This window comes from Leclercia sp. GLN_9 (assembly GCF_043105735.1).
Taxonomy (GTDB): Bacteria; Pseudomonadota; Gammaproteobacteria; order Enterobacterales; family Enterobacteriaceae; genus Enterobacter; species Enterobacter adecarboxylatus.
Map to the genome: position 1 here is coordinate 162,859 of NZ_JBICLV010000043.1, position 26,339 is coordinate 189,197.

Annotated in this window: 23 protein-coding genes; 8 read left to right on the forward strand and 15 right to left on the reverse strand. The window is 55.8% G+C overall.

The genetic code is table 11. From position 1 onward, the window contains the following. Positions 1-39: 39 nt before the first annotated feature. Positions 40-1,338 carry a 23S rRNA (uracil(1939)-C(5))-methyltransferase RlmD gene (rlmD, locus tag ACF8PE_RS22490; RefSeq protein WP_130588267.1) on the reverse strand — a complete coding sequence of 433 codons (1,299 nt, stop codon included), beginning with the start codon at positions 1,336-1,338 and terminating at the stop codon, positions 40-42. 57 nt (positions 1,339-1,395) lie between these two features. On the opposite strand from rlmD, the gene barA reads away from it, so the two are divergent. After that, entirely contained in the window at positions 1,396-4,155 is a 2,760-nt protein-coding gene (gene barA / locus ACF8PE_RS22495) for a two-component sensor histidine kinase BarA (RefSeq protein WP_392495308.1), read from the forward strand. A 70-nt stretch (positions 4,156-4,225) separates the two neighbouring features. On the opposite strand, the gene ACF8PE_RS22500 is transcribed toward barA, so the two are convergent. The 8 genes from ACF8PE_RS22500 to syd all read right to left on the reverse strand — a co-directional run bounded on the left by ACF8PE_RS22500 (position 4,226) and on the right by syd (position 12,737). Beyond that, entirely contained in the window at positions 4,226-5,365 is a 1,140-nt protein-coding gene (locus tag ACF8PE_RS22500) for a glycerate kinase (RefSeq protein WP_392495309.1), read from the reverse strand. A gap of 87 nt (positions 5,366-5,452) precedes the next feature. After that, entirely contained in the window at positions 5,453-6,793 is a 1,341-nt protein-coding gene (gene gudD / locus ACF8PE_RS22505; protein ID WP_032613694.1) for a glucarate dehydratase, read from the reverse strand. A 12-nt stretch (positions 6,794-6,805) separates the two neighbouring features. Next, a complete protein-coding gene (locus tag ACF8PE_RS22510) occupies positions 6,806-8,146 on the reverse strand; it encodes an enolase C-terminal domain-like protein (protein WP_392495310.1) in 1,341 nt (446 codons plus the stop codon). Further along, complete coding sequence (gudP, locus tag ACF8PE_RS22515) at positions 8,146-9,501, reverse strand: galactarate/glucarate/glycerate transporter GudP (protein ID WP_144839357.1); 1,356 nt, start codon at positions 9,499-9,501, stop codon at positions 8,146-8,148. Before gudP ends, ACF8PE_RS22510 begins: the two co-directional genes overlap by 1 nt. 487 nt (positions 9,502-9,988) lie before the next feature. Next, positions 9,989-10,438 carry a flavodoxin gene (locus ACF8PE_RS22520; protein ID WP_077227394.1) on the reverse strand — a complete coding sequence of 150 codons (450 nt, stop codon included), beginning with the start codon at positions 10,436-10,438 and terminating at the stop codon, positions 9,989-9,991. A gap of 24 nt (positions 10,439-10,462) precedes the next feature. Continuing rightward, positions 10,463-11,236, reverse strand: a complete 774-nt coding sequence (truC, locus tag ACF8PE_RS22525) for a tRNA pseudouridine(65) synthase TruC (protein ID WP_032613699.1) — start codon at positions 11,234-11,236, stop codon at positions 10,463-10,465. Next, the gene (locus ACF8PE_RS22530; protein WP_032613701.1) at positions 11,233-11,559 is read right to left on the reverse strand and encodes a YqcC family protein; all 327 of its coding nucleotides are present in this window, start codon (positions 11,557-11,559) and stop codon (positions 11,233-11,235) included. Before ACF8PE_RS22530 ends, truC begins: the two co-directional genes overlap by 4 nt. 632 nt (positions 11,560-12,191) lie before the next feature. Beyond that, positions 12,192-12,737, reverse strand: coding sequence for a SecY-interacting protein (gene syd / locus ACF8PE_RS22535; RefSeq protein ID WP_059307281.1), 546 nt, complete (start codon positions 12,735-12,737; stop codon positions 12,192-12,194). Positions 12,738-12,806: 69 nt separating this feature from the next. On the opposite strand from syd, the gene queF reads away from it, so the two are divergent. The 5 genes from queF (at position 12,807) to xni (ending at position 19,264) form a co-directional block, all read left to right on the forward strand. Beyond that, positions 12,807-13,649: an NADPH-dependent 7-cyano-7-deazaguanine reductase QueF gene (gene queF, locus ACF8PE_RS22540; protein WP_392495311.1), complete on the forward strand. Its 843-nt coding sequence runs from the start codon at positions 12,807-12,809 to the stop codon at positions 13,647-13,649. Positions 13,650-13,765: 116 nt separating this feature from the next. Then, positions 13,766-15,130 carry a nucleotide 5'-monophosphate nucleosidase PpnN gene (ppnN, locus tag ACF8PE_RS22545; RefSeq protein WP_032613708.1) on the forward strand — a complete coding sequence of 455 codons (1,365 nt, stop codon included), beginning with the start codon at positions 13,766-13,768 and terminating at the stop codon, positions 15,128-15,130. 542 nt (positions 15,131-15,672) lie between these two features. Continuing rightward, the gene (locus tag ACF8PE_RS22550; RefSeq protein WP_392495312.1) at positions 15,673-16,962 is read left to right on the forward strand and encodes an HAAAP family serine/threonine permease; all 1,290 of its coding nucleotides are present in this window, start codon (positions 15,673-15,675) and stop codon (positions 16,960-16,962) included. A 63-nt stretch (positions 16,963-17,025) separates the two neighbouring features. Further along, on the forward strand, positions 17,026-18,393 hold the full coding sequence (locus ACF8PE_RS22555; RefSeq protein WP_032613712.1) for an L-serine ammonia-lyase: 1,368 nt from the start codon (positions 17,026-17,028) through the stop codon (positions 18,391-18,393). 112 nt (positions 18,394-18,505) lie between these two features. After that, positions 18,506-19,264 (forward strand): flap endonuclease Xni, encoded by a 759-nt coding sequence (xni, locus tag ACF8PE_RS22560; RefSeq protein WP_059307279.1) that lies wholly within the window; start codon positions 18,506-18,508, stop codon positions 19,262-19,264. A gap of 87 nt (positions 19,265-19,351) precedes the next feature. Here xni and rlmM read toward each other — a convergent pair whose 3' ends face one another. The 4 genes from rlmM to ACF8PE_RS22580 all read right to left on the reverse strand — a co-directional run bounded on the left by rlmM (position 19,352) and on the right by ACF8PE_RS22580 (position 22,377). Further along, a complete protein-coding gene (gene rlmM, locus ACF8PE_RS22565) occupies positions 19,352-20,452 on the reverse strand; it encodes a 23S rRNA (cytidine(2498)-2'-O)-methyltransferase RlmM (protein ID WP_032613716.1) in 1,101 nt (366 codons plus the stop codon). After that, positions 20,445-20,840, reverse strand: coding sequence for a DUF423 domain-containing protein (locus ACF8PE_RS22570; protein ID WP_032613718.1), 396 nt, complete (start codon positions 20,838-20,840; stop codon positions 20,445-20,447). Before ACF8PE_RS22570 ends, rlmM begins: the two co-directional genes overlap by 8 nt. Before the next feature lie 45 nt (positions 20,841-20,885). Beyond that, positions 20,886-21,800 carry a glycine cleavage system transcriptional regulator GcvA gene (gcvA, locus tag ACF8PE_RS22575; protein WP_032613720.1) on the reverse strand — a complete coding sequence of 305 codons (915 nt, stop codon included), beginning with the start codon at positions 21,798-21,800 and terminating at the stop codon, positions 20,886-20,888. Positions 21,801-22,149: 349 nt separating this feature from the next. Next, positions 22,150-22,377: a YgdI/YgdR family lipoprotein gene (locus tag ACF8PE_RS22580; RefSeq protein WP_032613722.1), complete on the reverse strand. Its 228-nt coding sequence runs from the start codon at positions 22,375-22,377 to the stop codon at positions 22,150-22,152. A 192-nt stretch (positions 22,378-22,569) separates the two neighbouring features. Here ACF8PE_RS22580 and csdA point away from each other — a divergent pair, with 192 nt between their 5' ends. Both csdA and csdE read left to right on the forward strand, forming a co-directional pair. Beyond that, on the forward strand, positions 22,570-23,778 hold the full coding sequence (csdA, locus tag ACF8PE_RS22585) for a cysteine desulfurase CsdA (RefSeq protein ID WP_059307278.1): 1,209 nt from the start codon (positions 22,570-22,572) through the stop codon (positions 23,776-23,778). Continuing rightward, a complete protein-coding gene (csdE, locus tag ACF8PE_RS22590) occupies positions 23,775-24,215 on the forward strand; it encodes a cysteine desulfurase sulfur acceptor subunit CsdE (RefSeq protein WP_103792576.1) in 441 nt (146 codons plus the stop codon). The genes csdA and csdE overlap by 4 nt, the downstream gene beginning before the upstream one ends. Here csdE and tcdA read toward each other — a convergent pair. Both tcdA and mltA read right to left on the reverse strand, forming a co-directional pair. Then, entirely contained in the window at positions 24,206-25,012 is an 807-nt protein-coding gene (gene tcdA, locus ACF8PE_RS22595) for a tRNA cyclic N6-threonylcarbamoyladenosine(37) synthase TcdA (RefSeq protein WP_106994438.1), read from the reverse strand. The two genes, csdE and tcdA, sit on opposite strands and share 10 nt — an antisense overlap. A gap of 70 nt (positions 25,013-25,082) precedes the next feature. Continuing rightward, positions 25,083-26,180, reverse strand: coding sequence for a murein transglycosylase A (mltA, locus tag ACF8PE_RS22600; protein ID WP_032613730.1), 1,098 nt, complete (start codon positions 26,178-26,180; stop codon positions 25,083-25,085). Positions 26,181-26,339 lie beyond the last annotated feature (159 nt).

A 26,339-nucleotide genomic window follows, 5' to 3' on the forward strand; every position in this document is an offset into this window, starting at 1 on the left:
AGGGACCCTTGCCTGTCGAATTCGACAAGCCGAAACTCATCAGTTGTGTTCAAACAACGCCATTGATTCCAGATGCCCAGTGTGCGGGAACATATCAAGCATTGCCAGACGCTGAATCTGGTAACCCGCCGCTAATAATGCTTCGCTGTCCCGGGCAAGCGTCGCCGGGTTACAGGAAACATAGACCACGCGTTTAGGGGCCAGTTTAATAATATGCTGCATTACGCCTGGCGCGCCTGCACGTGCCGGATCCAGCAGAATTTTGTCGAAGCCGTGCGCGGCCCAGGGTTGCCGGGTGACATCTTCTTCCAGATTCTCGTGAAAAAATGTCACGTTTTGCAGCCCATTATTAACGGCATTGTCACGCCCTTTCTCCACCAGCGCCGCCACGCCTTCAACACCCACCACGCTGTGCGCCCGTTTTGCCAGCGGCAAGGTAAAGTTACCCATTCCGCAGAACAGATCGAGCACCCGGTCCTCAGGCTGAATATCCAGCCAGGCCAGTGCGGTGGCTACCATCTGCTGGTTAACACCATCATTGACCTGAATGAAATCGCGCGGGCTGAACGTTAAGCGTAGCCCGTCTGAATCGTACCAGGGCGTTTCACCGCTCAGTTGCTCAAGTATCTCGCTTTGCGGGGCGAGATAAAGGTCAAGCTCATGGGAATGCGAAAAGCGTTCCAGTTTTTCGCGATCTTTTGCCGAAAGCGGTGCAGTATGACGCAAGACCATCAGCGGGCCGCTGTTGGCCAGCACCAGTTCGACATGGCCCAGGTGGCGAACGCCCTGCAGCTCAGAGAGGCATTTGCGCACTTCTGGCAGCAATGCCTCAAGTTGGGGCACCAGAATGGGGCACTGTTTGACATCGACGATGTCGCTGGAATTAGCCTTGCGAAAACCCATTTCCAGACGCGCGGTTTTGGGCTGATAGTTCAGGCTCAGACGCGCCCTGCGGCGGTAGCCCCAGGGTTTATCGGCGATCACTTCGTTGACGTCGTGCTTCAGCAACCGCGCCAGAGCATTGCTTTTGCTGCGCTCCTGTAACGCGACGCTCGCATGCTGCTGCTGGCAGCCGCCGCAGACGCCAAAGTGCGGGCAGCGCGGCGTCTCGCGCTGGGGGCTGTCATTAAGGCGGCGTTTTACCTGCCCGCGCGCATACTGACGTTTCTCTTCCGTCAGGGTGATCTCTGCGCGCTCGTCGGGCAGCAGACCCGGAATAAAAAGGGCTTTACCATCATGGCGCGCCACCCCCTGACCGAAGGGATCGAGGTCTGTCACATCAACAGTTATGATCTGACGCGTCGTCACGCGCCGCTTTGCAGAGTAGAATTGCGCCATTACCAGGTATTTTCTCAAATGAATATATTGACTCTAATTGTCCCATAACGGAACTCCATGACCAACTACAGCCTGCGTGCGCGCATGATGATTTTGATCCTCGCCCCTACCGTACTCATTGGTTTGCTGCTGAGTACCTTCTTTGTGGTGCACCGTTATAACGATCTGCAGCGCCAGCTCGAAGATGCCGGAGCCAGTATTATTGAGCCTCTGGCGGTCTCCAGCGAATACGGCATGGCCCTGCAAAATCGCGAGTCTATCGGCCAGCTCATCAGCATCCTGCACCGCCGCCATTCGGATATTGTGCGGGTGATCTCTGTGTATGACCAACATAATCGCCTGTTTGTGACCTCTAATATCCAGCAGGACCCCGGCGTACTGAAGCTCCCGAGCGGCACGGCGTTCCCGAAGCGGTTGAGCGTGATCCGCCAGGATGAGAAGCTGATCCTGCGCACGCCGATCCTCTCGGAAAGCTATTCACAGGATGAATCTGCCGAATCGGATGCTAAGACCAATAACAACATGCTGGGATATGTGGCGCTGGAGCTGGATCTCAAGTCCGTGCGGTTGCAGCAGTACCGGGAAATTTTTATCTCCACGGTGATGATGCTGTTTTGTATCGGTATTGCGCTGATTTTCGGCTGGCGCCTGATGCGCGATGTGACCAGCCCGATCCGCAACATGGTAAATACCGTTGACCGTATCCGCCGGGGCCAGCTCGACAGCCGTGTCGAAGGCTTTATGCTCGGCGAACTGGATATGCTGAAAAACGGCATCAACTCAATGGCTATGTCGCTGGCGGCCTACCATGAGGAGATGCAGCATAACGTCGATCAGGCCACCTCCGACTTACGTGAAACCCTGGAGCAGATGGAGATCCAAAACGTCGAGCTGGATCTGGCCAAAAAGCGCGCCCAGGAGGCGGCCCGTATTAAGTCGGAGTTCCTGGCGAACATGTCCCATGAGCTACGTACCCCCCTCAACGGCGTGATTGGCTTTACCCGCCTGACCCTCAAGACAGAGCTAAACCCAACCCAGCGCGACCATCTGCATACCATTGAACGTTCGGCCAACAACCTGCTGGCGATCATCAATGACGTGCTGGACTTCTCCAAGCTCGAGGCAGGCAAGCTGATCCTGGAGAGCATTCCGTTCCCGCTGCGCAACACGCTGGATGAAGTCGTCACCCTGCTGGCGCACTCCTCCCACGACAAAGGGCTGGAGCTGACGCTGAACATTAAAAATGATGTGCCGGATAATGTGATTGGCGATCCGCTGCGCCTGCAGCAAGTGATCACTAACCTGGTAGGGAACGCCATCAAGTTTACCGAGCGCGGTAACATTGATGTGCTGGTGGAAAAGCGTGCCATCAGCAATACCAAAGTGCAGATTGAGGTGCAGATCCGCGATACCGGGATTGGTATTCCTGAGCGCGATCAGTCCCGGCTGTTCCAGGCCTTCCGTCAGGCCGATGCCAGTATCTCGCGGCGTCATGGCGGCACCGGACTGGGGCTGGTGATCACCCAGAAACTGGTCAACGAGATGGGGGGCGATATCTCTTTCCACAGCCAGCCTAACCGCGGCTCGACTTTCTGGTTCCATATCAATCTCGACCTGAACCCGAATGTCCTGAGCGACCGACCGGTGATGGATTGTCTGCAGGGTAAACGTCTGGCGTATGTGGAGCCTAATACCGCCGCCGCGCAAAGCACCCTGGATGTCTTAAGCACCACCCCGCTGGAGGTGGTTTACAGCCCGGGATTCTCCTCGCTGCCGGTTGAGCATTACGACATTCTGCTGATGGGGATCCCGGTGACCTTTACCGGCGAGCTGACCATGCAGCAGGAGCGGCTGACGAAAGCCGCTTCGATGACCGACTATTTGCTGTTGGCCCTGCCGTGCCATGCGCAGATCAACGCCGAAGAGCTTAAACATGACGGCGCAGCCGCCTGTCTGCTGAAGCCGCTCACCGCCACGCGCCTGCTGCCGACCCTGACTGAATATTGCCGCCTGAACTATCACGCCGCACCGATCGTCGCCGATGAGAGCAAGCTGCCGATGACCGTGATGGCGGTGGATGACAACCCGGCCAACCTGAAGCTGATCGGCGCCCTGCTGGAGGATCAGGTTCAGCACGTCGAACTGTGCGAGAGCGGCTTGCAGGCCGTTGAGCTGGCGAAGCAGATGCAGTTTGACCTGATCATGATGGACATTCAGATGCCCGGCATGGACGGGATCCGCGCCTGCGAGTTAATACGCCAGCTCCCCCACCAGCAGCAAACGCCGGTGGTCGCCGTAACCGCGCACGCGATGGCGGGCCAGAAAGAGAAGCTCTTAAGCGCCGGGATGAACGACTATCTGGCAAAACCCATTGAAGAAGAGAAGTTGCACACCCTGCTGCTGCGCTACAAGCCTGGTCCAGCCGCGGGCAACTGGGTCGCCCCTGCGGAAGCCGCCGAAATCACGGTCAATGAAAATGCCACCCTCGACTGGCAGCTGGCGCTGCGCCAGGCGGCGGGCAAAAACGACCTTGCTCGGGAGATGCTGCAGATGCTGGTGGCCTTCCTGCCGGAGATCCGCAATAAGGTGGAGGAACAGCTGGTGGGTGAGAACCCGGAAGACCTCGTCGATGCGATCCATAAGCTACACGGCAGCTGTGGGTACAGTGGTGTGCCGCGCCTGAAGAATCTTTGTCATTTGCTGGAACAACAGCTGCGTTCCGGGACGCCGGAAAGCGAACTGGAACCGGAGTTCCTGGAGCTGCTTGATGAGATGGATAACGTCACGCGGGAAGCGATGAAGGTGCTGGGATCCTGAGTTCCCCCTTTACCCTCGACTCCCTCAAGATAAAGGGAGCCGGGGGTATAAATTTCAGAAGATAATAACGCTACACGCCCATTCCGACCTTCAGCACTGCCGCAATATTCCTCGCCGCCATCCGCACGTTTTCTTCGGCATCTTCCAGCGCCTCCTCCAGCGTGCAGATGGTGTAGATCACGCTGAACACCGCGTCGATGCCATGATCGTGCACCACGCCGACATCCGCCGTCAGGCTGCCCGCCAGGCCGATCACCGGTTTATTATGGCGTTTCGCGATCTTCGCTACCCCCACCGGCACTTTGCCATGAATGGTCTGGCTGTCGATCCGCCCTTCCCCGGTGATCACCAGATCGGCATCGGCCACCAGGCTGTCGAGGTTGAGCGCATCGGTCACAATCTCAATGCCCTGGCGTAGCTGCGCGCCGCAAAAAGCGTATAGCGCCGCCCCCATGCCGCCTGCGGCACCGCCGCCAGCAAGGCCCAGCACATCAACGTCGAGGTCGCGGGCGATTATCCGGGCATACTGTGTCAGCGCGCCATCGAGGCGCGTAATCATCTCCGCCGTTGCCCCTTTCTGTGGGCCAAACACGGCCGTTGCGCCGTTTTCACCGGTCAGTGGGTTGGTAACATCGCAGGCGACTTCAATCCGGCACGCCGCCAGCCGTTTATCCAGACCGCTGATGTCGATGCGCGCCAGCTTATCCAGCTCGCCGCCGCCAGCACCTATGGTGTTCCCCTGCTCGTCTAACAGCTTTGCGCCCAGCGCCTGCACCATCCCTGCTCCGCCATCGTTGGTGGCGCTGCCGCCAATGCCAATGATGATATGTTTCACACCCGCATCCAGCGCGTGGCGGATCAGTTCGCCGGTTCCCCAGGAGGTGGTTTCCAGCGGATTACGCTGGGCCGGGGGGACCAGCTCCAGACCGCTGGCCGCCGCCATCTCGATAAACGCACTTTTGCCGTCACCGGAACGGCCATAAAAACCGTCAACATGCTCACCGAGCGGGCCTGTTACCCGCACCTGAATAATGTCTCCCTGAGTGGCGGCAACCATCGCTTCCACAGTGCCTTCACCGCCATCGGCGACCGGCAGTTTGACATACTCTGCCGTAGGAAAAATCTCGCAAAATCCCTGCTCTATTGCCGTCGCCACAGCCAGGGCACTCAGGCTCTCTTTATAAGAGTCCGGCGCGATAACTATTTTCATAAGCCGTCCTTACGCATGTTGACTACCATAAGCATATACCTGTCACGCAAGAGAAAATGCCGACTCCCGCAGGAATCGGCACCGGACTTAACGCACCATGCAAGGGCGTTTGTTGTTGAAGGTCCACTCCGGGATCAGGTATTGCATCGCCATTGCGTCGTCGCGCGCGCCCAGACCGTGCTGCAGGTACAGTTCATGCGCCTTCATTACCTGATCCATATCCAGCTCAACGCCCAGACCTGGGGTGGTCGGCACCTGCACCATACCGCCTTTGATTTCGAACGGCTGTTTGGTCAGGCGCTGGTTGCCCTCTTGCCAGATCCAGTGGGTGTCGATAGCGGTGATATCGCCCGGCGCGGCCGCGGCCACATGGGTGAACATCGCCAGGGAAATATCGAAGTGGTTGTTGGAGTGTGAACCCCAGGTGAGGCCGAACTCGTGACACATCTGGGCGACACGTACCGAGCCTTGCATGGTCCAGAAGTGCGGATCCGCCAGCGGAATATCGACCGACTGCAGAGAGAGAGTATGACCCATCTGACGCCAGTCGGTAGCGATCATGTTAGTGGCGGTTGGCAGACCGGTGGCGCGGCGGAACTCGGCCATCACTTCGCGCCCGGAGAACCCTTGCTCAGCGCCACACGGATCTTCCGCATACGCCAGCACGCCTTTCAGGCGTTTACCGATACGAATCGCCTCTTCGAGTGACCAGGCCCCGTTTGGATCGAGGGTAACGCGCGCCTCCGGGAAGCGTTTCGCCAGCGCGATAATAGATTCGGCTTCCTCTTCCCCGGCCAGCACGCCGCCCTTCAGTTTGAAATCGTTAAAGCCGTATTTCTCATAGGCTGCTTCCGCCAGACGGACAACCGCATCCGGGGTCATCGCCTCTTCATGACGCAGACGATACCAGTCGCACTGCTCATCCGGCTGGCTCTGGTACGGCAGTGGGGTAAGCTTACGGTTGCCGACGAAGAACAGGTAACCCAGCATCTCGACTTCGCTGCGTTGCTGCCCGTCGCCCAGCAGGGAGGCCACGTTGACGCCCAGGTGCTGGCCCAGCAGGTCGAGCATTGCCGCTTCAATACCGGTCACCACGTGAATGGTGGTGCGCAGGTCAAAGGTTTGCAGCCCGCGGCCGCTCGCATCACGGTCGGCAAACTCATTACGTACCGCATTCAGGATATTTTTGTACGCGCCCAAGGTTTTACCCACCACCAGCGGGATCGCGTCTTCCAGGGTTTTGCGGATCTTCTCGCCACCGGGGATCTCGCCCACGCCGGTATGGCCGGAGTTATCTTTGATAATTACGATATTACGGGTGAAGAACGGGGCATGGGCGCCGCTCAGGTTCATCAACATGCTGTCATGACCGGCAACCGGGATGATCTGCATGGAAGTGACAACAGGCGTAGTAAATGTGCTCATAATTCAATCCTTTAATCAGTGGCGACCAAACGCCGGGCGTTTACGGTCAAATGTCCAGCCGGGAATAAGGTACTGCATCGGGCCTGCGTCATTACGCGCGCCGCCGGGCAGTTTCTTATAGGCTTCGTGGGCTTTGTGGATCTGATCCCAGTCAAGCTCCACGCCAAGTCCCGGTGCATCCGGTACGGCAATTTTGCCGTGTTTAATTTCGAGTGGATTTTTGGTCAGGCGCGCTTCGCCTTCCTGCCAGATCCAGTGGGTGTCGATAGCCGTTGGCGTGCCGGGTGCAGCGGCACCAACATGGGTGAACATCGCCAGCGAGATATCGAAGTGGTTGTTAGAGTGGCAACCCCAGGTTAAGCCCCAGTCGTCGCACAGTTGCGCCACGCGTACCGCCCCGGAGAGCGTCCAGAAGTGCGGATCGGCCAGCGGAATGTCCACTGAGTTCAGCATGACGGCATGACCCATCTCGCGCCAGTTAGTAGCAATCATGTTGGTCGCTACCGGCAGGCCGGTGGCGCGGCGGAACTCTGCCATCACCTCACGGCCAGAGAAGCCCTGTTCGGCACCGCACGGATCTTCGGCGTAGGTCAGGACATCGCCCAGGCCTTTGCACAGTGCGATGGCCTCGTCCAGCAACCAGGCGCCGTTGGGATCAACGGTAATGCGCGCATCCGGGAAACGTTTTTTCAGGGCGCGGGCGCTGTCAATCTCCTGTTCGCCCGGCAGAACGCCGCCTTTCAGTTTGAAATCTTTAAAGCCGTAGCGATCCTGCGCCGCCTCTGCCAGACGAACCACCGCCTCGCTGGAGAGCGCCTCCTGATGGCGCAGGTGATACCAGTCGTGGCTGCCTGGCGAACGTTCCAGATAAGGCAGATCGGTTTTGGTGCGATCGCCCAGGTAGAAGAGATAACCCAGCACGGTGACCGCATCACGCTGCTTGCCCGGCCCGAGCAGTTCGCACACCGGTACGTTCAGCGCTTTGCCCAGCAGATCCAGCAGCGTCGCTTCCAGCGCCGCCACGGCATTGACCCGCAGTTCAAATGTCCAGGCCCCTTTGCCGAAGGTATCGAAATCGGCAGACTGGTTGCCCTTGTGGACGCGCTGTACCACTTTGTTCAGCCGCGCCACCTCCTGACCCACCACCTGCGGAATGGCATCCACCAGGGTCTGATAGATCACCTCGCCGCCGGGGGCCTCCCCGACGCCGGTGTTCCCGGCGCTGTCGGTAAGCACCACGATATTGCGGGTAAACCAGGCGTTATGTGCGCCGCCGATATTCAGCAGCATGCTGTCCTGACCGGCAACCGGAATCACCTTCATTTCGGTGACGATTGGGCTTGATTGCGTACTCATCATGAACGCTCCGCGACAGGTTTCAGTTCGATACGTTTGATATCGCCCACCAGCACCAGGTAGCTCAGTACCGCCACCAGAGCGTGAATTCCGACGTAGATCAGCGCTCCGTTAAACGAACCCGTCGTGCCGACGATATAACCGATAGCGATTGGCGTGACGATCCCGGAGATGTTACCGAACATATTGAACAGACCGCCGCTCAGGCCGCTGATCTCTTTCGGCGCGGTATCTGCCATCACCGCCCAGCCCAGGGCTCCGATACCTTTACCGAAGAAGGCCATCGCCATAAAGCCGATAATCATCCACTCGGCATCAACGTAGTTACAGACTACCATCGACATGGAGAGCAACATGCCCAGCACGATTGGCGTTTTACGGGCGATATTCAGTGAACCGGTACGACGCATCAGCCAGTCGGAAATTACCCCGCCCAGTACGCCGCCAACAAAGCCGCAGATTGCCGGAACCGAGGCCACAAACCCGGCCTTCAGAATTGACATGCCGCGCGCCTGTACCAGATAGACCGGGAACCAGGTGATAAAGAAGTAGGTTAAGGCGTTGATGCAGTACTGACCAAGGTAGATCCCCACCATCATGCGGGAGCCAACCAGCTGTTTGATCTGTCCCCACTTGTGGCTGAACGGCACTTTCTCTTTGCTTTTCACCTGATCCATATTGATCAGCGCGCCGCCCGCGGCGATGTAATCCAGCTCTTTCTGGTTTACGCCCGGATGCTGGTTCGGCTCGTGGATCACTTTCAGCCAGACAAAGCTGATGACAATACCCAGACCGCCCATAAAGAAGAACACGTGTGACCAGCCCACCTCGTGGGTCAGCCAGCCCATGATAGGGGCGAAGATCACGGTAGCGAAGTATTGTGCGGAGTTAAAAATGGACACCGCCGTACCCCTCTCCTGTGCCGGGAACCAGGCTGCCACTATACGGCTGTTACCCGGGAAGGATGGCGCTTCTGCCAGCCCGACGAGGAAGCGCAGGGTAAAGAGCGCGACAATAATGCCAAAGCCGTTAAAGATATCGACAAAGCCCTGTAACAGGGTAAACATGGACCAGATAAAGATGGACCAGAAGTAGACGCGTTTTGAGCCGAAGCGGTCAAGCAGCCAACCGCCAGGAATTTGGCCGATAACATAGGCCCATGAAAATGCGGAGAAAACATAACCCATTCCGACCGGATCCAGACCGATATCTTTTGCCATTTCGGAACCGGCAATCGACAGGGTGGCACGGTCGCCATAGTTAAAGGATGTGACGATAAACAGCATCACCACTATCCAATAGCGAGCGTTGGTGCGCTTTTCAGCGCTGCTCGCCGCCTGGCTTAATGAACTCATTCTTGCACTCCTGAATCATAGCTTTTATCGCTACGTTCATTCTGAACAGCACAACCGGTAGGGTAATCAGAATGACGTGTATGTGTTTTTGCAGTTTTGAACGTTGAGGTCTTATGCCTTACTGACTGCATTTTTATTAACTGGCGGAAAAAGTATAAGTAAGGATCCAGGCCCCCCTCACCGTGCAACAACACAACATTGGTACAGCCCTGTGCGGTTGTTTGTGGCAAAAGCCCAGGCTAATGGAAGAGACTTCACGGAAATGAAAACTGCTTACCGGTAAACGGCGAGCTGAAGAGAGGGATTGACGGGAGTGTGAAACAGGTCGCTTGACGCAGTGAAAATGCCTGCTAATAGCCGCACTTTACGCAGGGATTTACAGGCAATTGCCCAGGGCTTAATCGATTCAATGGCCTTAAACTGGGTGTAAGGTCGCTTTGTTAACTGGCAACGAGTTTTTGCCCTCCGCTACAGGGAGGGCAGAAACTTATTTTAACAATGTGCCCCACTGTTCAACCCAGGGGTTAGATTCGCTTTCCGGCTCGGGGTGTTCAGAGGCATCGATCATCAGCATCTCACCCACGCGTTGAGCACTTTGCTCCTGTAACAGGGCATCGAACAGCTTGCCGCCACCGCAAAAATTGGCGTAGGTGCTGTCCCCAAGTGCAATAATGCCGTAGCGCATCTCAGGCTGGTAACCCAGCTTATCTTTAATGCCCTGGAACAGCGGTACGATACTGTCCGGCAGATCGCCTTGCCCGGTTGTCGAGGTGACCACCAGCGCATACTGGCCCTGGTATTTTTCCCAGTCGGCCAGCTCGGGATCTTCATAGACCGTGGCTTTATGGCCCATTCCCGAGAGGATTGCTTCAGCTTCTTCGGCCACCAACAGCGAATTGCCGTACATCGTACCGACAAAAATTCCGACCACAGCCATGGTTTACTCCCTCAATGAATGCAATTAACGTTCATCCTGAACGTTGGCGGGATCAAACTCAACCCTTTCATTTTCGTGGAGTTGCCCGCGCCAGCCAAAGTGTGACAGCGCCTGCATCCACACTGGATCAAGCCCAGCCCGAATGGTCAGCGGCTCGCCGGTAAAAGGATGAACCAGGTCCAACTGGCTGGCGTGCAGCATCAGACGGTTACAGCCGAAGTGCTCGGCGGCGCTGCGGTTCTGGCGCAGATCGCCGTGCTTACTGTCACCGATGATGGGATGGCGCAGATGCGAAAGATGGCGTCGTAGCTGGTGCTTACGCCCGGTTTTCGGCTCCAGCTCGACCAGGCTGTAGCGCGTGGTGGGGAACTTGCTGGTGGCAACAGGCATTTCGGTGGTCGCCAGGCCGCGATAATCCGTTACCGCAGGCTGCGGCTCTTTGTCATCCCGGGCATATTTGTCGGCGATTTTATCCAGCTCTTCGATCAGCGGATAATCGAGCGTCGCGGCCTCGGTCAGCCAGCCCCGGACAATCGCATGATAACGTTTCTGGATCTGATGCTGCTCAAACTGCTGCGACAGACGTCGTCCGGCTTCGCTGGATAATCCCATCAGCAGTACGCCGGAAGTGGGCCTGTCGAGACGGTGAGCGGTAAAGACATGCTGACCAATCTGGTCGCGCACCGTCTGCATCACCACCACTTTTTCATCGCGATCCAGCCAACTGCGGTGTACCAGCCAGCCGGAGGGTTTATTGACCGCAACCAGCCACTCATCCTGATAAAGGATCTCAATCATGCTTCGTCGCCAAAGAGCGTATCCAGCGCCAGCAATGCCGCCAGCACCGCCTCACGGGAGGGATGGGCCGCATCCAGCGCCATTTCATAGTAGGGCGCGACGGCAAAGCTTTGTGGCAGCGGATGCCCGCCCTCAATCAGGGCGTGCATGCGGGGGATGAGCACCCATTGCAGCCATTCAAACGGCTCCAGGGTATCCATGCAGAAAGGTTGCGTACTCTCAAACGCCTCAGGCTGCGGCGCCGTCTCCTGCCACAGTTGATGATCGCGCAATAAAGCTTCGATAGCGTGCAGCTGCGCACGCACGTGGTCATGTTGCGTCATGAAAACCTCAAGGGAAAATCTGAACGGCGGGCAGCATAGCAAAGACCACGCAGAAATAAAAAAAGGGAGCACTGTAAAAACAGTGCTCCCGGTTCGTTTCGCAGCAATCCAGCTACTTTTAGTGCTCCCTGCTCATCCATGACAACTTTTCCTCTGACCCGAAGGTCTGGTCTTCCTTTGACCGCTGCATCCTGCGCACATCATCCTGATGTGACTGTTTCATCCTGAAACGTCCGGGTCTCCCTGACCCACCGGACATCCGTACCGGCTCTCATTCTCCTTCCTGGAGGTGTCCTTCAACGCATCCTGCGTTATCCTCTTGCTTCGTCCTGAAGCCTTCCTTGTAACGCCTTCCTGACGTGTCCTGAGTAAGAAACGCCATCATCCTAATGTTCGTTTCTCGTGTCGGCTTCCTGTCGACGGACATAGAATCCTCTATTCCGCTTCGTCTTACAAGGTACTCCGTAAAGCAAATTAAACAGATGTTTCATCTTATTTCTGGCATATAAGCAGTCAACACACTGATAAACAATGGCTTCTTTGCCAGCATAATATATTGGGTTTAGCAGTAATAACGCCGATCTCTTACAAGCTTTGTAAGAGATCTCTCACACGCGCAGTGGTATTCAGGATTACACGACGGGATGTAGTAGGTTGAGAAAATCCGTAAGAGAGTCAGAGAGGACCTGGCGTTTCTGGGTACCCAGCGTCTCTTTTACCACGTTCCCTGTCAGGTTGCAGACAGAGAGGATGTCCATTTCGCTGTCGAGCGTGGCGATAAAGAGCGTTGGCGATAACTTCAGGCGCTTCTGGGTCACGAGGTGCCCAATCAGGTTCTCCTGCACGCGCAGCAAATCATCTTCACTCCAGGTCTGCAGCAGGGTCAGCATCTCGTTATTAAAGCGAGCGTACATATCCCCGGCGAACTGTGTGGTGTAGAACGCGTGGATCGCAGGTTGTACCACAATGTCCATTGCGCGTTCAATCGCCTTTACACTCTGCTCCGCGGTAAAGGGCTGGGGTTGCCAGAGTACCGTATCCCCGGAAGAGGTGATAATACAAGGTGATGGGATGCCATACAGCGCCTCGCTTTGAGGCCATGTGCCTTTTTGTTCATGCCAGGCGTCACAGTATCGCGCCGTAAACGCGGTTAAGGCAGCAGCAGTCTCTTTATCCACCGGTTTCTCTCTTCATATAAGTCAGGATACACTCAGCGCCATAGTTTACCTTTAAAGTGACAACGAAACATGTCTTACGAAAATCATGATGCCTTATCGGGTTTAACCCTGGGCAAAAGCACCGCCTACCGCGACACCTACGATGCCAGTCTGTTACAGGGCGTGCCGCGTAGTCTCAACCGCGATCCGCTGGGCCTGAAAGCGGACGCCCTGCCCTTTCATGGCGGCGATATCTGGACGCTGTACGAGCTTTCCTGGCTTAACGCTCGCGGTTTACCGCAGGTGGCGGTGGGTCACGTTGAACTGGATTACACCAGCGTGAATCTGGTGGAGTCTAAAAGCTTCAAGTTCTATCTCAACAGCTTCAACCAGACCCGCTTTGACAGCTGGGAAGCGGTGCAACACACGCTGGAACGCGACTTAAGCGCCTGTGCGCAGGGAAAAGTGACCGTTGCCCTCTACCGCATTGACGAGCTGGAAGGTCAGCCCATCGCCCACTTCCACGGCACCTGCATTGACGAGCAGGAGATAGAAATCGACAACTATCAGTTTGATACCGCCTGGCTGGAAAATGCCGCCAGCGGCAAAGTGGTAGAGGAAACGCTGGTCAGCCACCTGCTGAAATCCAACTGCCTCATCACCCACCAGCCTGACTGGGGTTCGGTACAAATCCAGTATCGCGGCGCTAAAATCGATCGTGAAAAGCTGCTGCGCTATCTGGTCTCCTTCCGTAACCACAATGAGTTTCATGAACAGTGCGTGGAGCGCATCTTTAACGATATTCTGCAGTTCTGCCAGCCAGAGACGCTGAGCGTCTATGCCCGCTATACCCGCCGCGGTGGGCTGGATATTAATCCGTGGCGCAGCAACAGCGATTTTGTCCCGGCGATCGGTCGTTTAGTCCGCCAGTAAGAGAAATAAATTCACAATATGCGCGGTTCGTTCCGCGCTTTGGGTTGTTAAAGGTCATAAGCCAGGGCTATTGTAATCAACAGGGAAAGACGATAAACGTCCCGTAAGGAGCTCACTTGATTACACATATAAGCCCGCTTGGCTCAATGGACATGTTATCGCAGCTGGAAGTGGACATGCTCAAGAGCACGGCCAGCAGCGATCTTTATCAACTGTTTCGCAACTGTTCACTTGCCGTTCTGAACTCCGGTAGTCTCACTGACAACAGCAAAGAGTTGCTGTCCCGCTTTGAAAGCTTTGATATTAACGTCTTGCGCCGTGAACGTGGCGTGAAGCTGGAGCTGATTAACCCGCCGGAAGATGCCTTTGTTGACGGGCGCATTATTCGTGCGTTGCAGGCCAACCTGTTTGCCGTGCTGCGCGACATTCTGTTTGTGAATGGCCAGATCAGTAACGCCGGTCGTTTCCAGCATCTGAACCTGGAAAGCTCGGCCCATATTACCAACCTGGTCTTCTCCATTCTGCGTAACGCCCGCGCCCTGCACGTAGGCGAAGCCCCAAGCATGGTCGTGTGCTGGGGTGGTCACTCCATTAATGAAACCGAATATCTCTATGCCCGTCGCGTGGGTACCCAACTGGGTCTGCGCGAGCTGAACATCTGCACCGGCTGCGGTCCAGGCGCGATGGAAGCGCCGATGAAGGGCGCAGCGGTGGGTCATGCCCAACAGCGCTACAAAGATGGCCGCTTCATCGGGATGACCGAGCCGTCGATCATTGCCGCTGAGCCGCCGAACCCGCTGGTCAACGAACTGATCATTATGCCGGACATCGAGAAGCGTCTTGAGGCGTTTGTCCGTATCGCGCACGGGATTATCATCTTCCCGGGCGGCGTAGGGACGGCTGAAGAGCTGCTCTATCTGCTGGGTATACTGATGCATCCGGCCAACCAGGATCAGGTGCTACCGCTGATCCTGACCGGCCCGAAAGAGAGCGCGGACTACTTCCGCGTACTGGATGAGTTCATCGTGCATACCCTGGGCGAGGCGGCGCGCCGACACTATCGCATCATTATTGATGATGCTGCAGAAGTCGCCCGCCTGATGAAAAAGGCCATGCCGCTGGTGAAAGAGAACCGCCGCGATACCGGGGATGCCTACAGCTTTAACTGGTCGATCCGCATTTCACCGGACCTGCAGATCCCGTTTGAGCCGTCGCACGAAAACATGGCCAACCTGAAACTCTATCCCGATCAGCCTGTTGAAGTACTGGCTGCCGATCTGCGTCGCGCCTTCTCAGGCATCGTTGCGGGTAACGTGAAAGAGGTGGGTATCCAGGCCATTGAAGAGTTTGGCCCGTATAAAATTCATGGTGACCGCGACATGATGCGCCGCATGGACGATCTGCTGCAGGGCTTTGTCGCCCAGCACCGTATGAAGCTTCCAGGCTCTGCCTATATCCCCTGTTACGAGATTTCTGCGTAACCCCCTGCCAGGCACCTATGCCAGGCACCTGCTCCCGCCGGGAATGGCCCTTTGCCTCCCGGCTTTTTTATTGCCTTCAGTCACATGGCTTCGCTTGCCGTATCACCGTAACTTATCTTTTGACGATTACGCCCCTTAACGCAAACGATTACTCACTTTTCTAAAGCGCGATTTATCAGCCCTAACTGCCCTAAAGCATGAAAAAATCCTCTAAACCACCGCTTTTACAGCGTATGCCTCCTATCTTTCAACGGGATCTATCTCGTTCCATATCGTTAATGGTAGCCTTCGCGCCCAGAAATTCGTCATGACGTTTTCTTAGCAGATAAATGGTCTAAAGATACCCACTTCATAAGTAGATTATCGCATTTGAGATCGGGATCACTGATAGATCCATTACTAAAATGTATCTTTCCGCCCGCCGATAGTTACGGAGAAAAATTATATAAAAACCGTCGCTGAGCGAATTTCATATTACGATTAGCCCTTTTTGCACCAAATTTGACCAGAAACCTGACATTAGCTACTTCCTGGAGACACAGATGGAAACCACTCAAACCAGCACCGTTGCTTCGATTGAAACCCGAAGTGGATGGCGTAAAACAGATACCATGTGGATGCTTGGCCTGTACGGCACAGCAATCGGCGCTGGTGTTCTTTTCCTTCCTATTAACGCAGGTGTGGGCGGCTTAATTCCGCTGATCATCATGGCAATCATCGCCTTCCCGATGACCTACTTTGCACACCGCGGCCTGACCCGTTTTGTGCTCTCTGGTAAGAATCCGGGCGAAGACATCACCGAAGTTGTTGAAGAACATTTCGGTGTGGGTGCCGGTAAACTGATTACCCTGCTCTACTTCTTTGCTATCTACCCAATCCTGTTAGTTTATAGCGTGGCGATTACCAACACCGTTGACAGCTTCATGACTCACCAGTTGGGCATGACCCCGCCACCGCGCGCCATTCTGTCGCTGATCCTGATCGTCGGCATGATGACCATCGTGCGCTTCGGTGAGCAGATGATTGTGAAGGCGATGAGCGTGCTGGTGTTCCCGTTCGTTATCGCTCTGATGGTGCTGGCCTGCTACCTGATCCCACAGTGGAACGGCGCAGCGCTGGAAACCCTGTCCCTGAGCAGCGCATCTGCTAGCGGCAACGACCTGTGGATGACTCTGTGGCTGGCTATTCCGGTGATGGTGTTCTCCTTCAACCACTCCCCGATCATCTCCTCCTTCGCCGTGGCGAAGCGTGAAGAGTACGGTCAGGGCGCCGAGAAGAAGTGTTCCAGCATCCTGGCTCGCGCTCACGTGATGATGGTTATCACCGTAATGTTCTTCGTTTTCAGCTGCGTACTTAGCCTCTCCCCGGCGGATCTGGTAGAAGCCAAAGCACAGAACATCTCGATTCTCTCTTACCTGGCAAACCACTTTAATGCACCGGTTATTGCCTGGATGGCACCTATCATCGCCATTATCGCGATTACTAAATCCTTCCTCGGCCACTACCTGGGCGCACGTGAAGGCTTTAACGGCATGGTGATTAAATCTCTGCGCGGTAAAGGCAAGAGCATTGAAATCAACAAACTGAACAAAATCACTGCGCTGTTCATGCTGCTGACCACCTGGGCGGTTGCGACCATGAACCCGAGCATCCTCGGCATGATCGAAACCCTGGGCGGCCCGGTTATCGCGATGATCCTGTTCCTGATGCCGATGTACGCGATTCAGAAAGTGCCAGCAATGCGTAAATACAGCGGCCAGATCAGCAACGTCTTCGTTGTGGTTATGGGTCTGATTGCTATTTCCGCTATCTTCTTCTCGCTGTTCGCTTAATTCCTCCCGCGCCGTCTTCGGACGGCGCACTCTTCTCCCAATACGTAAAACAACGGACGCATCATGATTAGCGTTTTCGATATTTTCAAAATTGGTATTGGCCCTTCCAGCTCGCACACCGTCGGGCCAATGAAAGCTGGTAAACAGTTTACGGACGATCTTATTGCGCGCGGTATGCTGCACGACACGACCCGTGTGGTGGTGGATGTTTACGGCTCCCTGTCGCTGACCGGCAAAGGTCACCATACCGATATCGCCATTATTATGGGTCTGGCGGGTAACCTGCCAGATAGCGTCGATATTGACGCCATTCCTGGGTTTATCCAGGACGTTAATACCCATAGTCGGTTGATGCTGGCAAAAGGTGAACACGAAGTTGAGTTCCCGGTTGATCGCTGCATGAATTTCCATGCCGACAACCTGTCGCTGCACGAAAACGGCATGCGCATCACCGCGCTGGCAGGCGACAAGGTAATTTACAGCCAAACCTATTACTCCATCGGCGGCGGTTTCATCGTCGACGAAGATCATTTTGGACAGAGCGACGACGCGCCTGTGGCAGTGCCTTATCCGTATAAATCGGCGGCCGATCTCCAGCGCCATTGCCAGGAAAGCGGTCTGTCACTCTCCGGCCTGATGATGCAAAACGAACTGGCGTTGCACAGCAAAGAAGAGCTGGAACAGCACTTTGCCAGCGTCTGGGAGGTCATGCGCGGCGGTATTGAACGCGGTATCACCACCGAGGGCGTTCTGCCAGGCAAACTGCGCGTTCCACGTCGTGCTGCAGCCCTGCGCCGTATGCTGGTCAGCAGTGATAAAACCACCAGCGATCCGATGGCGGTCGTGGACTGGATCAACATGTTCGCGCTGGCAGTGAACGAAGAGAACGCCGCGGGTGGCCGCGTGGTCACTGCGCCGACTAACGGTGCCTGCGGTATCGTTCCGGCGGTGCTGGCCTATTACGACAAATTCATCCGTGAAGTGAATGCTAACTCACTGGCTCGCTATCTGCTGGTGACCAGCGCCATTGGCTCGCTGTACAAGATGAATGCCTCCATCTCCGGCGCGGAAGTGGGCTGCCAGGGTGAAGTGGGCGTAGCCTGCTCTATGGCGGCTGCGGGTCTTGCCGAGTTGCTGGGCGGAAGCCCGGCGCAGGTCTGCATTGCAGCAGAGATCGGGATGGAGCATAACCTCGGTCTGACCTGCGATCCGGTGGCCGGCCAGGTGCAGGTGCCGTGTATCGAGCGTAACGCGATTGCCTCTGTGAAGGCGGTCAACGCCGCGCGTATGGCGCTGCGCCGTACCAGTGAACCGCGTGTCTGCCTCGATAAAGTGATCGAAACCATGTATGAAACCGGGAAAGACATGAACGCCAAATACCGCGAAACCTCCCGCGGTGGTCTGGCGATGAAGATTGTCACCTGCGATTAAGCCTAAAAAGGAGCCTTGTTTTGCGAGGCTCCTTCCCGAATGCCCCGCCACACGTAGTTTCCCCCTGCCGACAGTGTTACCCTTATTTGACTGAACAGAAGGGAGAAAATCTGTGGCCGTTCATTTGCTTATTGTCGACGCGCTGAACCTTATCCGGCGCATCCACGCGGTTCAGGGTACGCCCTGCAAGGATACCTGCCTGCATGCGCTGGAGCAGCTTATTCGCCACAGTCAGCCCAGCCACGTGGTCGCCGTATTTGACGATGAAGCGCGTAACAGCGGCTGGCGACATCAGCGTCTGCCGGATTACAAAGCCGGACGCGCACCTATGCCGGACGATCTGCACGCCGAAATGCCCACCATCCGCGCCGCCTTTGAGCAGCGCGGGGTTCCCTGCTGGGGTGCCCAGGGCAACGAAGCCGACGATCTGGCCGCCACGCTGGCGGTAAAAGTGGCCAGCGCTGGGCATCAGGCCACCATTGTCTCGACGGACAAGGGTTACTGTCAGTTGCTTTCCCCTACCATTCGCATCCGCGATTATTTCCAGAAACGCTGGCTCGATGCCCCTTTCATTGCCGGTGAGTTTGGCGTCTCGCCGCAGCAGCTACCGGACTACTGGGGGCTGGCGGGGATCAGCAGCTCAAAGGTGCCGGGTGTGGCAGGCATTGGCCCGAAAAGTGCGGCCCAGCTACTCACCGATTTTCAGGATTTGGAAGGAATTTACGCCCACCTGAATGAGGTGCCGGAGAAGTGGCGCAAAAAGCTGGAAGTGCATAAAGAGATGGCATTTATCTGCCGGGATGTGGCGCGGTTGCAGACGGATTTACAGCTGGACGGGAATTTGCAGCAGCTCAGGTTAGATCGCGTTTGAACTCATGCCCGGTGGCGCTACGCTTACCGGGCCTAGGGTCACGATCTCCTCTCCCGGTGGGAGAGGGGTAGAGTAAGGGAACCTGTATTACCTCTCGTCGCGACGCCCACCGACGGCAGCCCACCAGCGGCGGATATGCACGGTGACTTCTTCGCGATCGTGGTACAGCTGGCGCGCCTGAATAACCACGTTAATACCGTGCTCATCCATCTGCTCCTGAATGTAGGCCAGATTCTGCGAAACTTCCTCATAGCGCTTTTTCATTGGCAGCTTGAGGTTAAAAATGGTCTCACGACACCAGCCGTTCACTAACCAGGAGGCCATCAGGGCCGCCACTTTGGCCGGTTTCTCTACCATATCGCACACCATCCACGAGATGTTGTTGCGGGTTGGACGATAGCGGAAACCATCTTCACGCAGCCAGGTGACCTGCCCGGTATCCATCAGGCTTTGCGCCATCGGGCCGTTATCGACGGAGGAAACCCACATGTTGCGTTTCACCAGTTGATAGGTCCAGCCGCCCGGACAGGCACCGAGATCGACCGCATACATACCGTTTGCCAGGCGTTCGTCCCACTCATCAGCAGGAATAAAGACGTGAAACGCCTCTTCAAGCTTCAGCGTTGAACGGCTGGGTGCATCCGCCGGGAAACGCAGACGTGGGATGCCCATAAAGAACGGTGAGTTATTGGTGGTGTACGAATAACCGGTATAACAGCAGCCAGGGGCGATAAAGAAGATATGCACCACCGGACGTTTTGGTGTCTCGTAGTTGGTCAATACGCCCGCGTCACGTAATGCCGCGCGCAGCGGCACGGTGAACTTACGACAAAACTTCATCAGCTCTTTGCTTTCGTTGGTATCTGCAACTTCAACGCGCAGATCGCCCCCCTTCTCCACCACGCCTTGTAACATGCCAACAATCGGCGTAATGCGATCTTCAGGTGGAAGGTCTTTCAGAAGCTCACCCGCGACAAACATCTGGCGGGCAAAAATCAGCGAGGTGAACGGCAAGTCGCGAACCAGTTTTTCTGCATCATCTGCCTGGTAGCATTCAAAAACGACATAGCCCGAATTCTCTTTCACACGGGCAAAACCAAACACTTCGCGCTTCGCGGCTTTATCAGTGATCTCCGCGGCACACTCTTTTTCAAAGCCCGGGCGACAATATAAGACAACTTTATTCATGAACAACGCCCTTGCGTTTCAGACGGAACGAACCGATTAACATTAAAACCCACCCGACCAGGAAGCTGACGCCGCCGACCGGGGTAACAAACGCCCACAGGCGTAAATGCGACAGCGCAAGGCAGTACAGGCTACCGCTGAAAAGCACGGTGCCCAGCGCCATAAATACGCTGCTCCAGTAAAACCAGATACTGATACGACGCTGCATCGCCACGGCTAACCCGAAGATCGCCAGAGTATGAAACGCCTGATATTCCAGACCGGTGTGGATCCAGTCCATCTCCACCACACCCAATGATTTGCGTAAGACATGTGCGCCAAAAGCGCCCAGGGCAACAAAAATAAAGCCACTCACCGCGGCAAAAATCAGCATAAAACGGCTGGTCATGTTTCTGTCCTGAAGTTATGCGCGTCCTGCGCGCAAAAGAAAGTGTTACTCGTACCGAAAGCGGAATTTTTCTTGCTCATTGGCCGCCTTTGCCAGGATCCACTGGCGAAACGCGGCTATTTTACCCAGTTCTGCCTGACTGTCATGACAAACCAGATAAAAAGCGTTCTTGCTGACCAGAACATCATTAAAGGGGCAGACCAGGCGGCCGGCCTCAATTTCGGACTGCGCCATGACGTTGTTTGCCAACGCTACGCCCTGTCCGTGAATGGCAGCCTGTAACACCATTGCACTGTGGCTAAAGATGGGGCCTTGCTGCACGTTTATATGGTTTAGACCGAGCTGGCGGGTATAAGTTTGCCAGTCGCGGCGAGAAGCATCATGTAAAAGCGTGTGCTGCGCCAGATTGGCGGGTGCTTTTAACGCTTTTTCGCCTGTTAAGAGTAGAGGCGAGCAGACCGGCAGCAAATATTCTGCGTACAATTTTTCGACACGCAGGCCTGGCCAGTTGCCGCGACCATAGAAAATCGCCACGTCGACGTCATCTGCCAACTTGTCTTCCTGACGGTCGACGGCCTGGATTCGGACGTCGATTCCCGGATAAGCTGAGTTAAAGCTTGAGAGCCTCGGCACCAGCCACTGAATGGCAAAACTGGGCAATAAACTTACTGTTAGTGCGCCTTTAGCACTGCGCGCCTGCAACTTACGGGTAGCCTCCGTCAGTTGGGAAAAGATCTCTTTAATATCCTGAAAATAGCTCTGCCCCTCTTCGGTCAAAAGCAGGGAACGATTGCGGCGGCGGAACAGCTTGAGGCCCAGAAAATCCTCAAGAGACTTGATTTGATGACTTACTGCGGCTTGCGTCACAAAAAGCTCATCGGCCGCGCGCGTGAAACTTAAATGGCGGGCGGCTGCATCAAATACACGTAATGCATTCAGTGGTGGTAATCGCTTGGACATGGTTATCTGGCTTAGATGTTAACGGCTTTTAACAAACAGGAAACAACGTTTAACCTATTAGTTTTTTTTATCTGAGCCATTATAAATTGTCCGTTGAGGAACTACCAGCAAATACCTATAGTGGCGGCACTTCCTGAGCCGGAACGAAAAGCTTTTTTTGGAATGCGTGTTCTGAAGGGCTTTTGGCTTACGGTTGTGATGTTGTGTTGTTGTGTTTGCAATTGGTCTGCGATTCAGACCTCGGTAGCTACGCTACCAATTTTTCACTTCCTGTACATTTACCCTGTCTGTCCATAGTGATTAATGTAGCACCGCCCAATTGCGGTGCTTTTTTTTGTCTGCAATTCTGTTAGTGATCCAGCTCAACCATCTCTTTCACATCACTACGGTTGATTTGCTGTTTGTTCCCGTTTGCGTCCTTATACGAGATCATGCCGGTATCATTATCGGTTTGTGGCTTACCTTCCGACACGATTGAACGGCCATCATTGGTATGCATCACGTAGTTGTTACCGGAACAGGCGCTCAGGGCAAAAGTAAGCATACAAGCAGAGGCAATTGCGATAGTCTTTTTCATCTTTATCTCCTTTAGCAATTAATGCTATTAAAAGCATGTTTCATAACAGGCTAAAACATTCTCCTGACTCTATTTCAGCATAACCTGCTTCGTCTGTTACGCCAGGATAAACAGACAAATCCGATAGAGATCAACCTTCTTGCCCTTCCACTAAATTTGCGCGACGATCTATTCACGATGAAGAGGAATTCAATGAACGCATTCAGCCCTGCCCATTTCCGCGCACAGTTCCCGGCGCTGGCCGATGCCGGTGTCTATCTTGATAGCGCTGCGACAGCCCTCAAGCCACAAGCGGTGATCGATGCCACGCACCAATTTTACAGCCTGAGCGCAGGCAATGTGCATCGCAGCCAGTTTGCCGAGGCGCAACGCTTAACCGCGCGCTATGAAGCGGCCCGCGATCAGGTCGCACAACTTCTTAATGCCGAAAGCGGTAAAAACATTGTCTGGACGCGGGGCACCACCGAAGCCATCAACATGGTAGCGCAGTGTTATGCCCGACCACGCCTGCAACCGGGCGATGAGATTATCGTCAGCGAGGCAGAACATCATGCCAATCTGGTGCCATGGTTGATGGTGGCTGAACAGACCGGTGCGCGGGTGGTGAAGTTACCCCTCGGCGCAGATTTCTTAGCCGATGTTACCCGCCTCCCCGAATTGATCACCCCGCGCAGCCGCATTCTTGCCCTGGGGCAGATGTCCAACGTCACCGGCGGCTGCCCGGATCTGGCCCGCGCCATCCAGCTTGCCCATGCCAGCGGCATGGTGGTGATGGTCGATGGCGCACAGGGCGTCGTGCACTTCCCGGCAGACGTGCAGCAGCTGGACATCGATTTCTATGCCTTCTCCGGGCATAAACTGTATGGCCCAACCGGCATCGGCGCGCTGTACGGCAAAGCGGAGTTGCTGGAGCAAATGACGCCGTGGCTAGGCGGCGGCAAGATGATCACCGAAGTGACCTTCGACGGCTTTAAAACCCAGGCGGTACCGTATCGCCTGGAAGCCGGGACGCCAAACGTCGCCGGGGTGATTGGCCTGAGCGCAGCGCTGGAGTGGCTGGCGGATATCGATCTGCAGCAGGCCGAGAGCTGGAGCCGCGGGCTGGCGACGCTGGCGGAAGAAGCGCTGAAAAAGCGCCCCGGTTTTCGCTCTTTCCGCGTCCAGGACTCGAGCCTGCTGGCATTCGATTTTGCCGGGGTGCATCACAGCGACATGGTGACCCTGCTGGCGGGTTATGGCATTGCCCTGCGTGCCGGGCAGCACTGCGCCCAGCCGCTGCTGGCGGCGCTTGGTGTCAACGGTACGCTGCGCGTCTCGTTTGCTCCCTATAACACCCAAAGCGATGTCGAGGCACTGGTTGCCGCCGTCGATCGCGCCCTTGCTTTACTGGTGGATGAATGACAAGCCCAATCCTCGCCGGACACCCGTTCGGCACCGTTATCACGGAAGAGACGTTAAAACAGACCTTCGCCCCGCTGAGCCAGTGGGAAGACAAATATCGCCAGCTGATCCTGCTGGGCAAACAGCTGCCTGCGCTGTCTGATGAGCTAAAAGCACAGGCAAAAGAGATCCCCGGCTGTGAGAACCGCGTCTGGCTTGGGGTAACGCCCGTTGGAGAGAAGCTGCACTTTTATGGCGACAGCGAAGGCCGCATAGTGCGCGGCTTACTGGCCGTGCTGCTGACGGCAATTGAGGGAAAAAGCGCTGCGCAGATCCTTGGCGAAAGCCCGCTGGCGCTGTTTGATGAACTGGGTTTACGCGGACAACTGAGCGCCTCGCGCAGCCAGGGACTGAATGCGCTGAGCGAGGCGGTGCTGGAGGCGGCGCGTCAGGCCTGACGTTCCGCCTTCGCCATCATCTTTTTCAGGGCGTGAGACACGGCGATAAAACCAAAGGTCGCGGTCACCATGGTGGCCGCGCCAAACCCGGAGGCACAATCCATTCGTTTTGGCCCTTCGGCGGTGCTCTTCATGGCACACACCGAACCGTCTGCCTGCGGATAGACCAGGGCTTCCGTTGAGAAGACGCAGTCTATGCCCAGCTTCCCTTTGCTGTTCTTCACTACCCCAAAATCGCTTTTCAGACGTTCGCGCAACTTGGCCGCCAGAGGATCCTGGATAGTTTTTGCCAGATCGGTGACCTGAATCTGCGTCGGGTCGATCTGCCCGCCCGCTCCGCCGGTAGTGACCAGCGGCACTTTATTGCGACGACACCAGGCGATAAGCGCCGCTTTCGGGCGCACGCTGTCGATGGCGTCAATGACGTAGCTGTAACCCGCCCCCATGTACTGGGCGACGTTATCGGCCGTCACAAAATCATCAATCACCGTGACGCGGCACTCCGGGTTTATCTGGCGAATGCGATCCGCCATCACCTCGGATTTTGCCAGCCCGACGCTGTCGCGAAGGGCGTGGATCTGCCGGTTGGTGTTGGTAACGCAGACATCATCCATGTCGATAAGCGTAATGGCGCCGATCCCGGTTCGTGCCAGCGCTTCCGCCGCCCATGAGCCAACGCCGCCAATCCCGACCACGCAGACGTGCGCATCGGCAAACAGTTGCAGGGCTTTTTCACCATATAAACGCGCGGTGCCACCAAAACGCTGGCGCCAGGCTTCGCTCATTACCACAGACATAAGACCTCAGATGTAAAAAGGGTGAGAGTTACCCCTCACCCCGGAAAACATGGCGTCAATATTACCACACTCAGCCGCTAAACACGTTGCCCGCGCCTGCTGCGCTTTTCAGAACCCATACGCGCCCGTAGTGGTTATACCAGCCTGCGCGGTGACCGGCATCAGGTCCAATCCCCTGATAGATGTCGAAGTGCTGGCCTTTGATGGCCCCACCCACATCCAGCGCGACCATCAGACGTAGTTCATACTGGCCGGAGAATTTACCGTTGTTATCCAGCGTCGGCACTTCTGCTAACAGCGTCGTACCCGGCGGGATAACTGTCTTGTCAGAGGCCACCGATGCACGGCCAATCAGCGGGACCGCGCTCGCCCCTTTCACCGGAGCAAAGTTTTGCGGTTTAAAGAATACAAATGAAGGGTTTTGCTCAAGCAGTTCACGCACTTCGTATTCGCTGTGCTTCTCGCCCCACTCGCGGATCGCCTGCATCGACATATCTTCGCGTTTCACTTCCCCACGATCGATCAGCACCTTGCCGATGCTGCGGTAAGCATGGCCGTTCTTGCCGGAGTAGCTGAAGAAGTTAAGCGGGCTGCCGTCGCCAAAATCAATGTAGCCGCTGCCCTGCACATCCATGATGAAGTTATCCATCAGCGAGTTGCTGTAGGCCAGGATGTAGTTGTCGCTTAACGCCCCGGAATAGATCTCGGCGCGGGACGGCAGGCGGCCACGTTTTGGCGGCATGCGGTAAATCGGGTATTTGAACTCACCCTGGGCGGTATGGCGCGCCTGCACTACCGGGGTGTAGTAGCCAGTAAACTGGACGTTACCGTAGTTGTCGGTGCCTTCCATCTGCCAGGCATCGATACCGTACTGGCGCATGGTGCGCGTATCGCCCCCGGCGCGTAGCCAGTCCTGTACGGCGTTATACACGGCATTCTGCGAACCATACAGCCGCGGCGATGCGGTACGGATTTGGCTTACCTGTTCTGCGAAGTCACCGCCGTTGATGGGCGCGCCCACGGCATCCGGCTGATTCACTAAAGAGAAAGGCTGGGTCAGTTTCCCGTCTTTATATTGCTGACCGCGGTCGGTCGGTTTGGAGGAGCAGGCAGCCAGAATGGCTACCATCGCGCCCGTCATCAGATACTTCGCCCAACGTCCTTTCATTATATCCCGTCTTTAAGTTGCCCGATTCTGCGCAATGAAGATAACAAACCGGCAGGGGTAATGAAATGCGATTACCGCCCCTTACGCAAATTTTGCATAAAAAACAGTCAAATTGTCGCCAGAGCGTACAATCAACACCTAATTTGGTGATTTTTACGA

Excerpts from the sequence above, each read along its gene's own strand:
- mltA (WP_032613730.1), bottom strand. The coding sequence starts at position 26,180 with ATGAAAGGACGTTGGGCGAAGTATCTGATGACGGGCGCGATGGTAGCC.
- gcvA (WP_032613720.1), bottom strand. The coding sequence starts at position 21,800 with ATGTCCAAGCGATTACCACCACTGAATGCATTACGTGTATTTGATGCA.
- csdA (WP_059307278.1), top strand. The coding sequence starts at position 22,570 with ATGAACGCATTCAGCCCTGCCCATTTCCGCGCACAGTTCCCGGCGCTG.
- ACF8PE_RS22530 (WP_032613701.1), bottom strand. The coding sequence starts at position 11,559 with ATGACGCAACATGACCACGTGCGTGCGCAGCTGCACGCTATCGAAGCT.
- csdE (WP_103792576.1), top strand. The coding sequence starts at position 23,775 with ATGACAAGCCCAATCCTCGCCGGACACCCGTTCGGCACCGTTATCACG.
- barA (WP_392495308.1), top strand. The coding sequence starts at position 1,396 with ATGACCAACTACAGCCTGCGTGCGCGCATGATGATTTTGATCCTCGCC.
- ACF8PE_RS22520 (WP_077227394.1), bottom strand. The coding sequence starts at position 10,438 with ATGGCTGTGGTCGGAATTTTTGTCGGTACGATGTACGGCAATTCGCTG.
- rlmD (WP_130588267.1), bottom strand. The coding sequence starts at position 1,338 with ATGGCGCAATTCTACTCTGCAAAGCGGCGCGTGACGACGCGTCAGATC.
- tcdA (WP_106994438.1), bottom strand. The coding sequence starts at position 25,012 with ATGTCTGTGGTAATGAGCGAAGCCTGGCGCCAGCGTTTTGGTGGCACC.
- queF (WP_392495311.1), top strand. The coding sequence starts at position 12,807 with ATGTCTTACGAAAATCATGATGCCTTATCGGGTTTAACCCTGGGCAAA.
- ACF8PE_RS22500 (WP_392495309.1), bottom strand. The coding sequence starts at position 5,365 with ATGAAAATAGTTATCGCGCCGGACTCTTATAAAGAGAGCCTGAGTGCC.
- ACF8PE_RS22550 (WP_392495312.1), top strand. The coding sequence starts at position 15,673 with ATGGAAACCACTCAAACCAGCACCGTTGCTTCGATTGAAACCCGAAGT.
- ACF8PE_RS22555 (WP_032613712.1), top strand. The coding sequence starts at position 17,026 with ATGATTAGCGTTTTCGATATTTTCAAAATTGGTATTGGCCCTTCCAGC.
- rlmM (WP_032613716.1), bottom strand. The coding sequence starts at position 20,452 with ATGAATAAAGTTGTCTTATATTGTCGCCCGGGCTTTGAAAAAGAGTGT.
- ACF8PE_RS22570 (WP_032613718.1), bottom strand. The coding sequence starts at position 20,840 with ATGACCAGCCGTTTTATGCTGATTTTTGCCGCGGTGAGTGGCTTTATT.
- ACF8PE_RS22510 (WP_392495310.1), bottom strand. The coding sequence starts at position 8,146 with ATGAGTACGCAATCAAGCCCAATCGTCACCGAAATGAAGGTGATTCCG.
- ACF8PE_RS22580 (WP_032613722.1), bottom strand. The coding sequence starts at position 22,377 with ATGAAAAAGACTATCGCAATTGCCTCTGCTTGTATGCTTACTTTTGCC.
- truC (WP_032613699.1), bottom strand. The coding sequence starts at position 11,236 with ATGATTGAGATCCTTTATCAGGATGAGTGGCTGGTTGCGGTCAATAAA.
- gudP (WP_144839357.1), bottom strand. The coding sequence starts at position 9,501 with ATGAGTTCATTAAGCCAGGCGGCGAGCAGCGCTGAAAAGCGCACCAAC.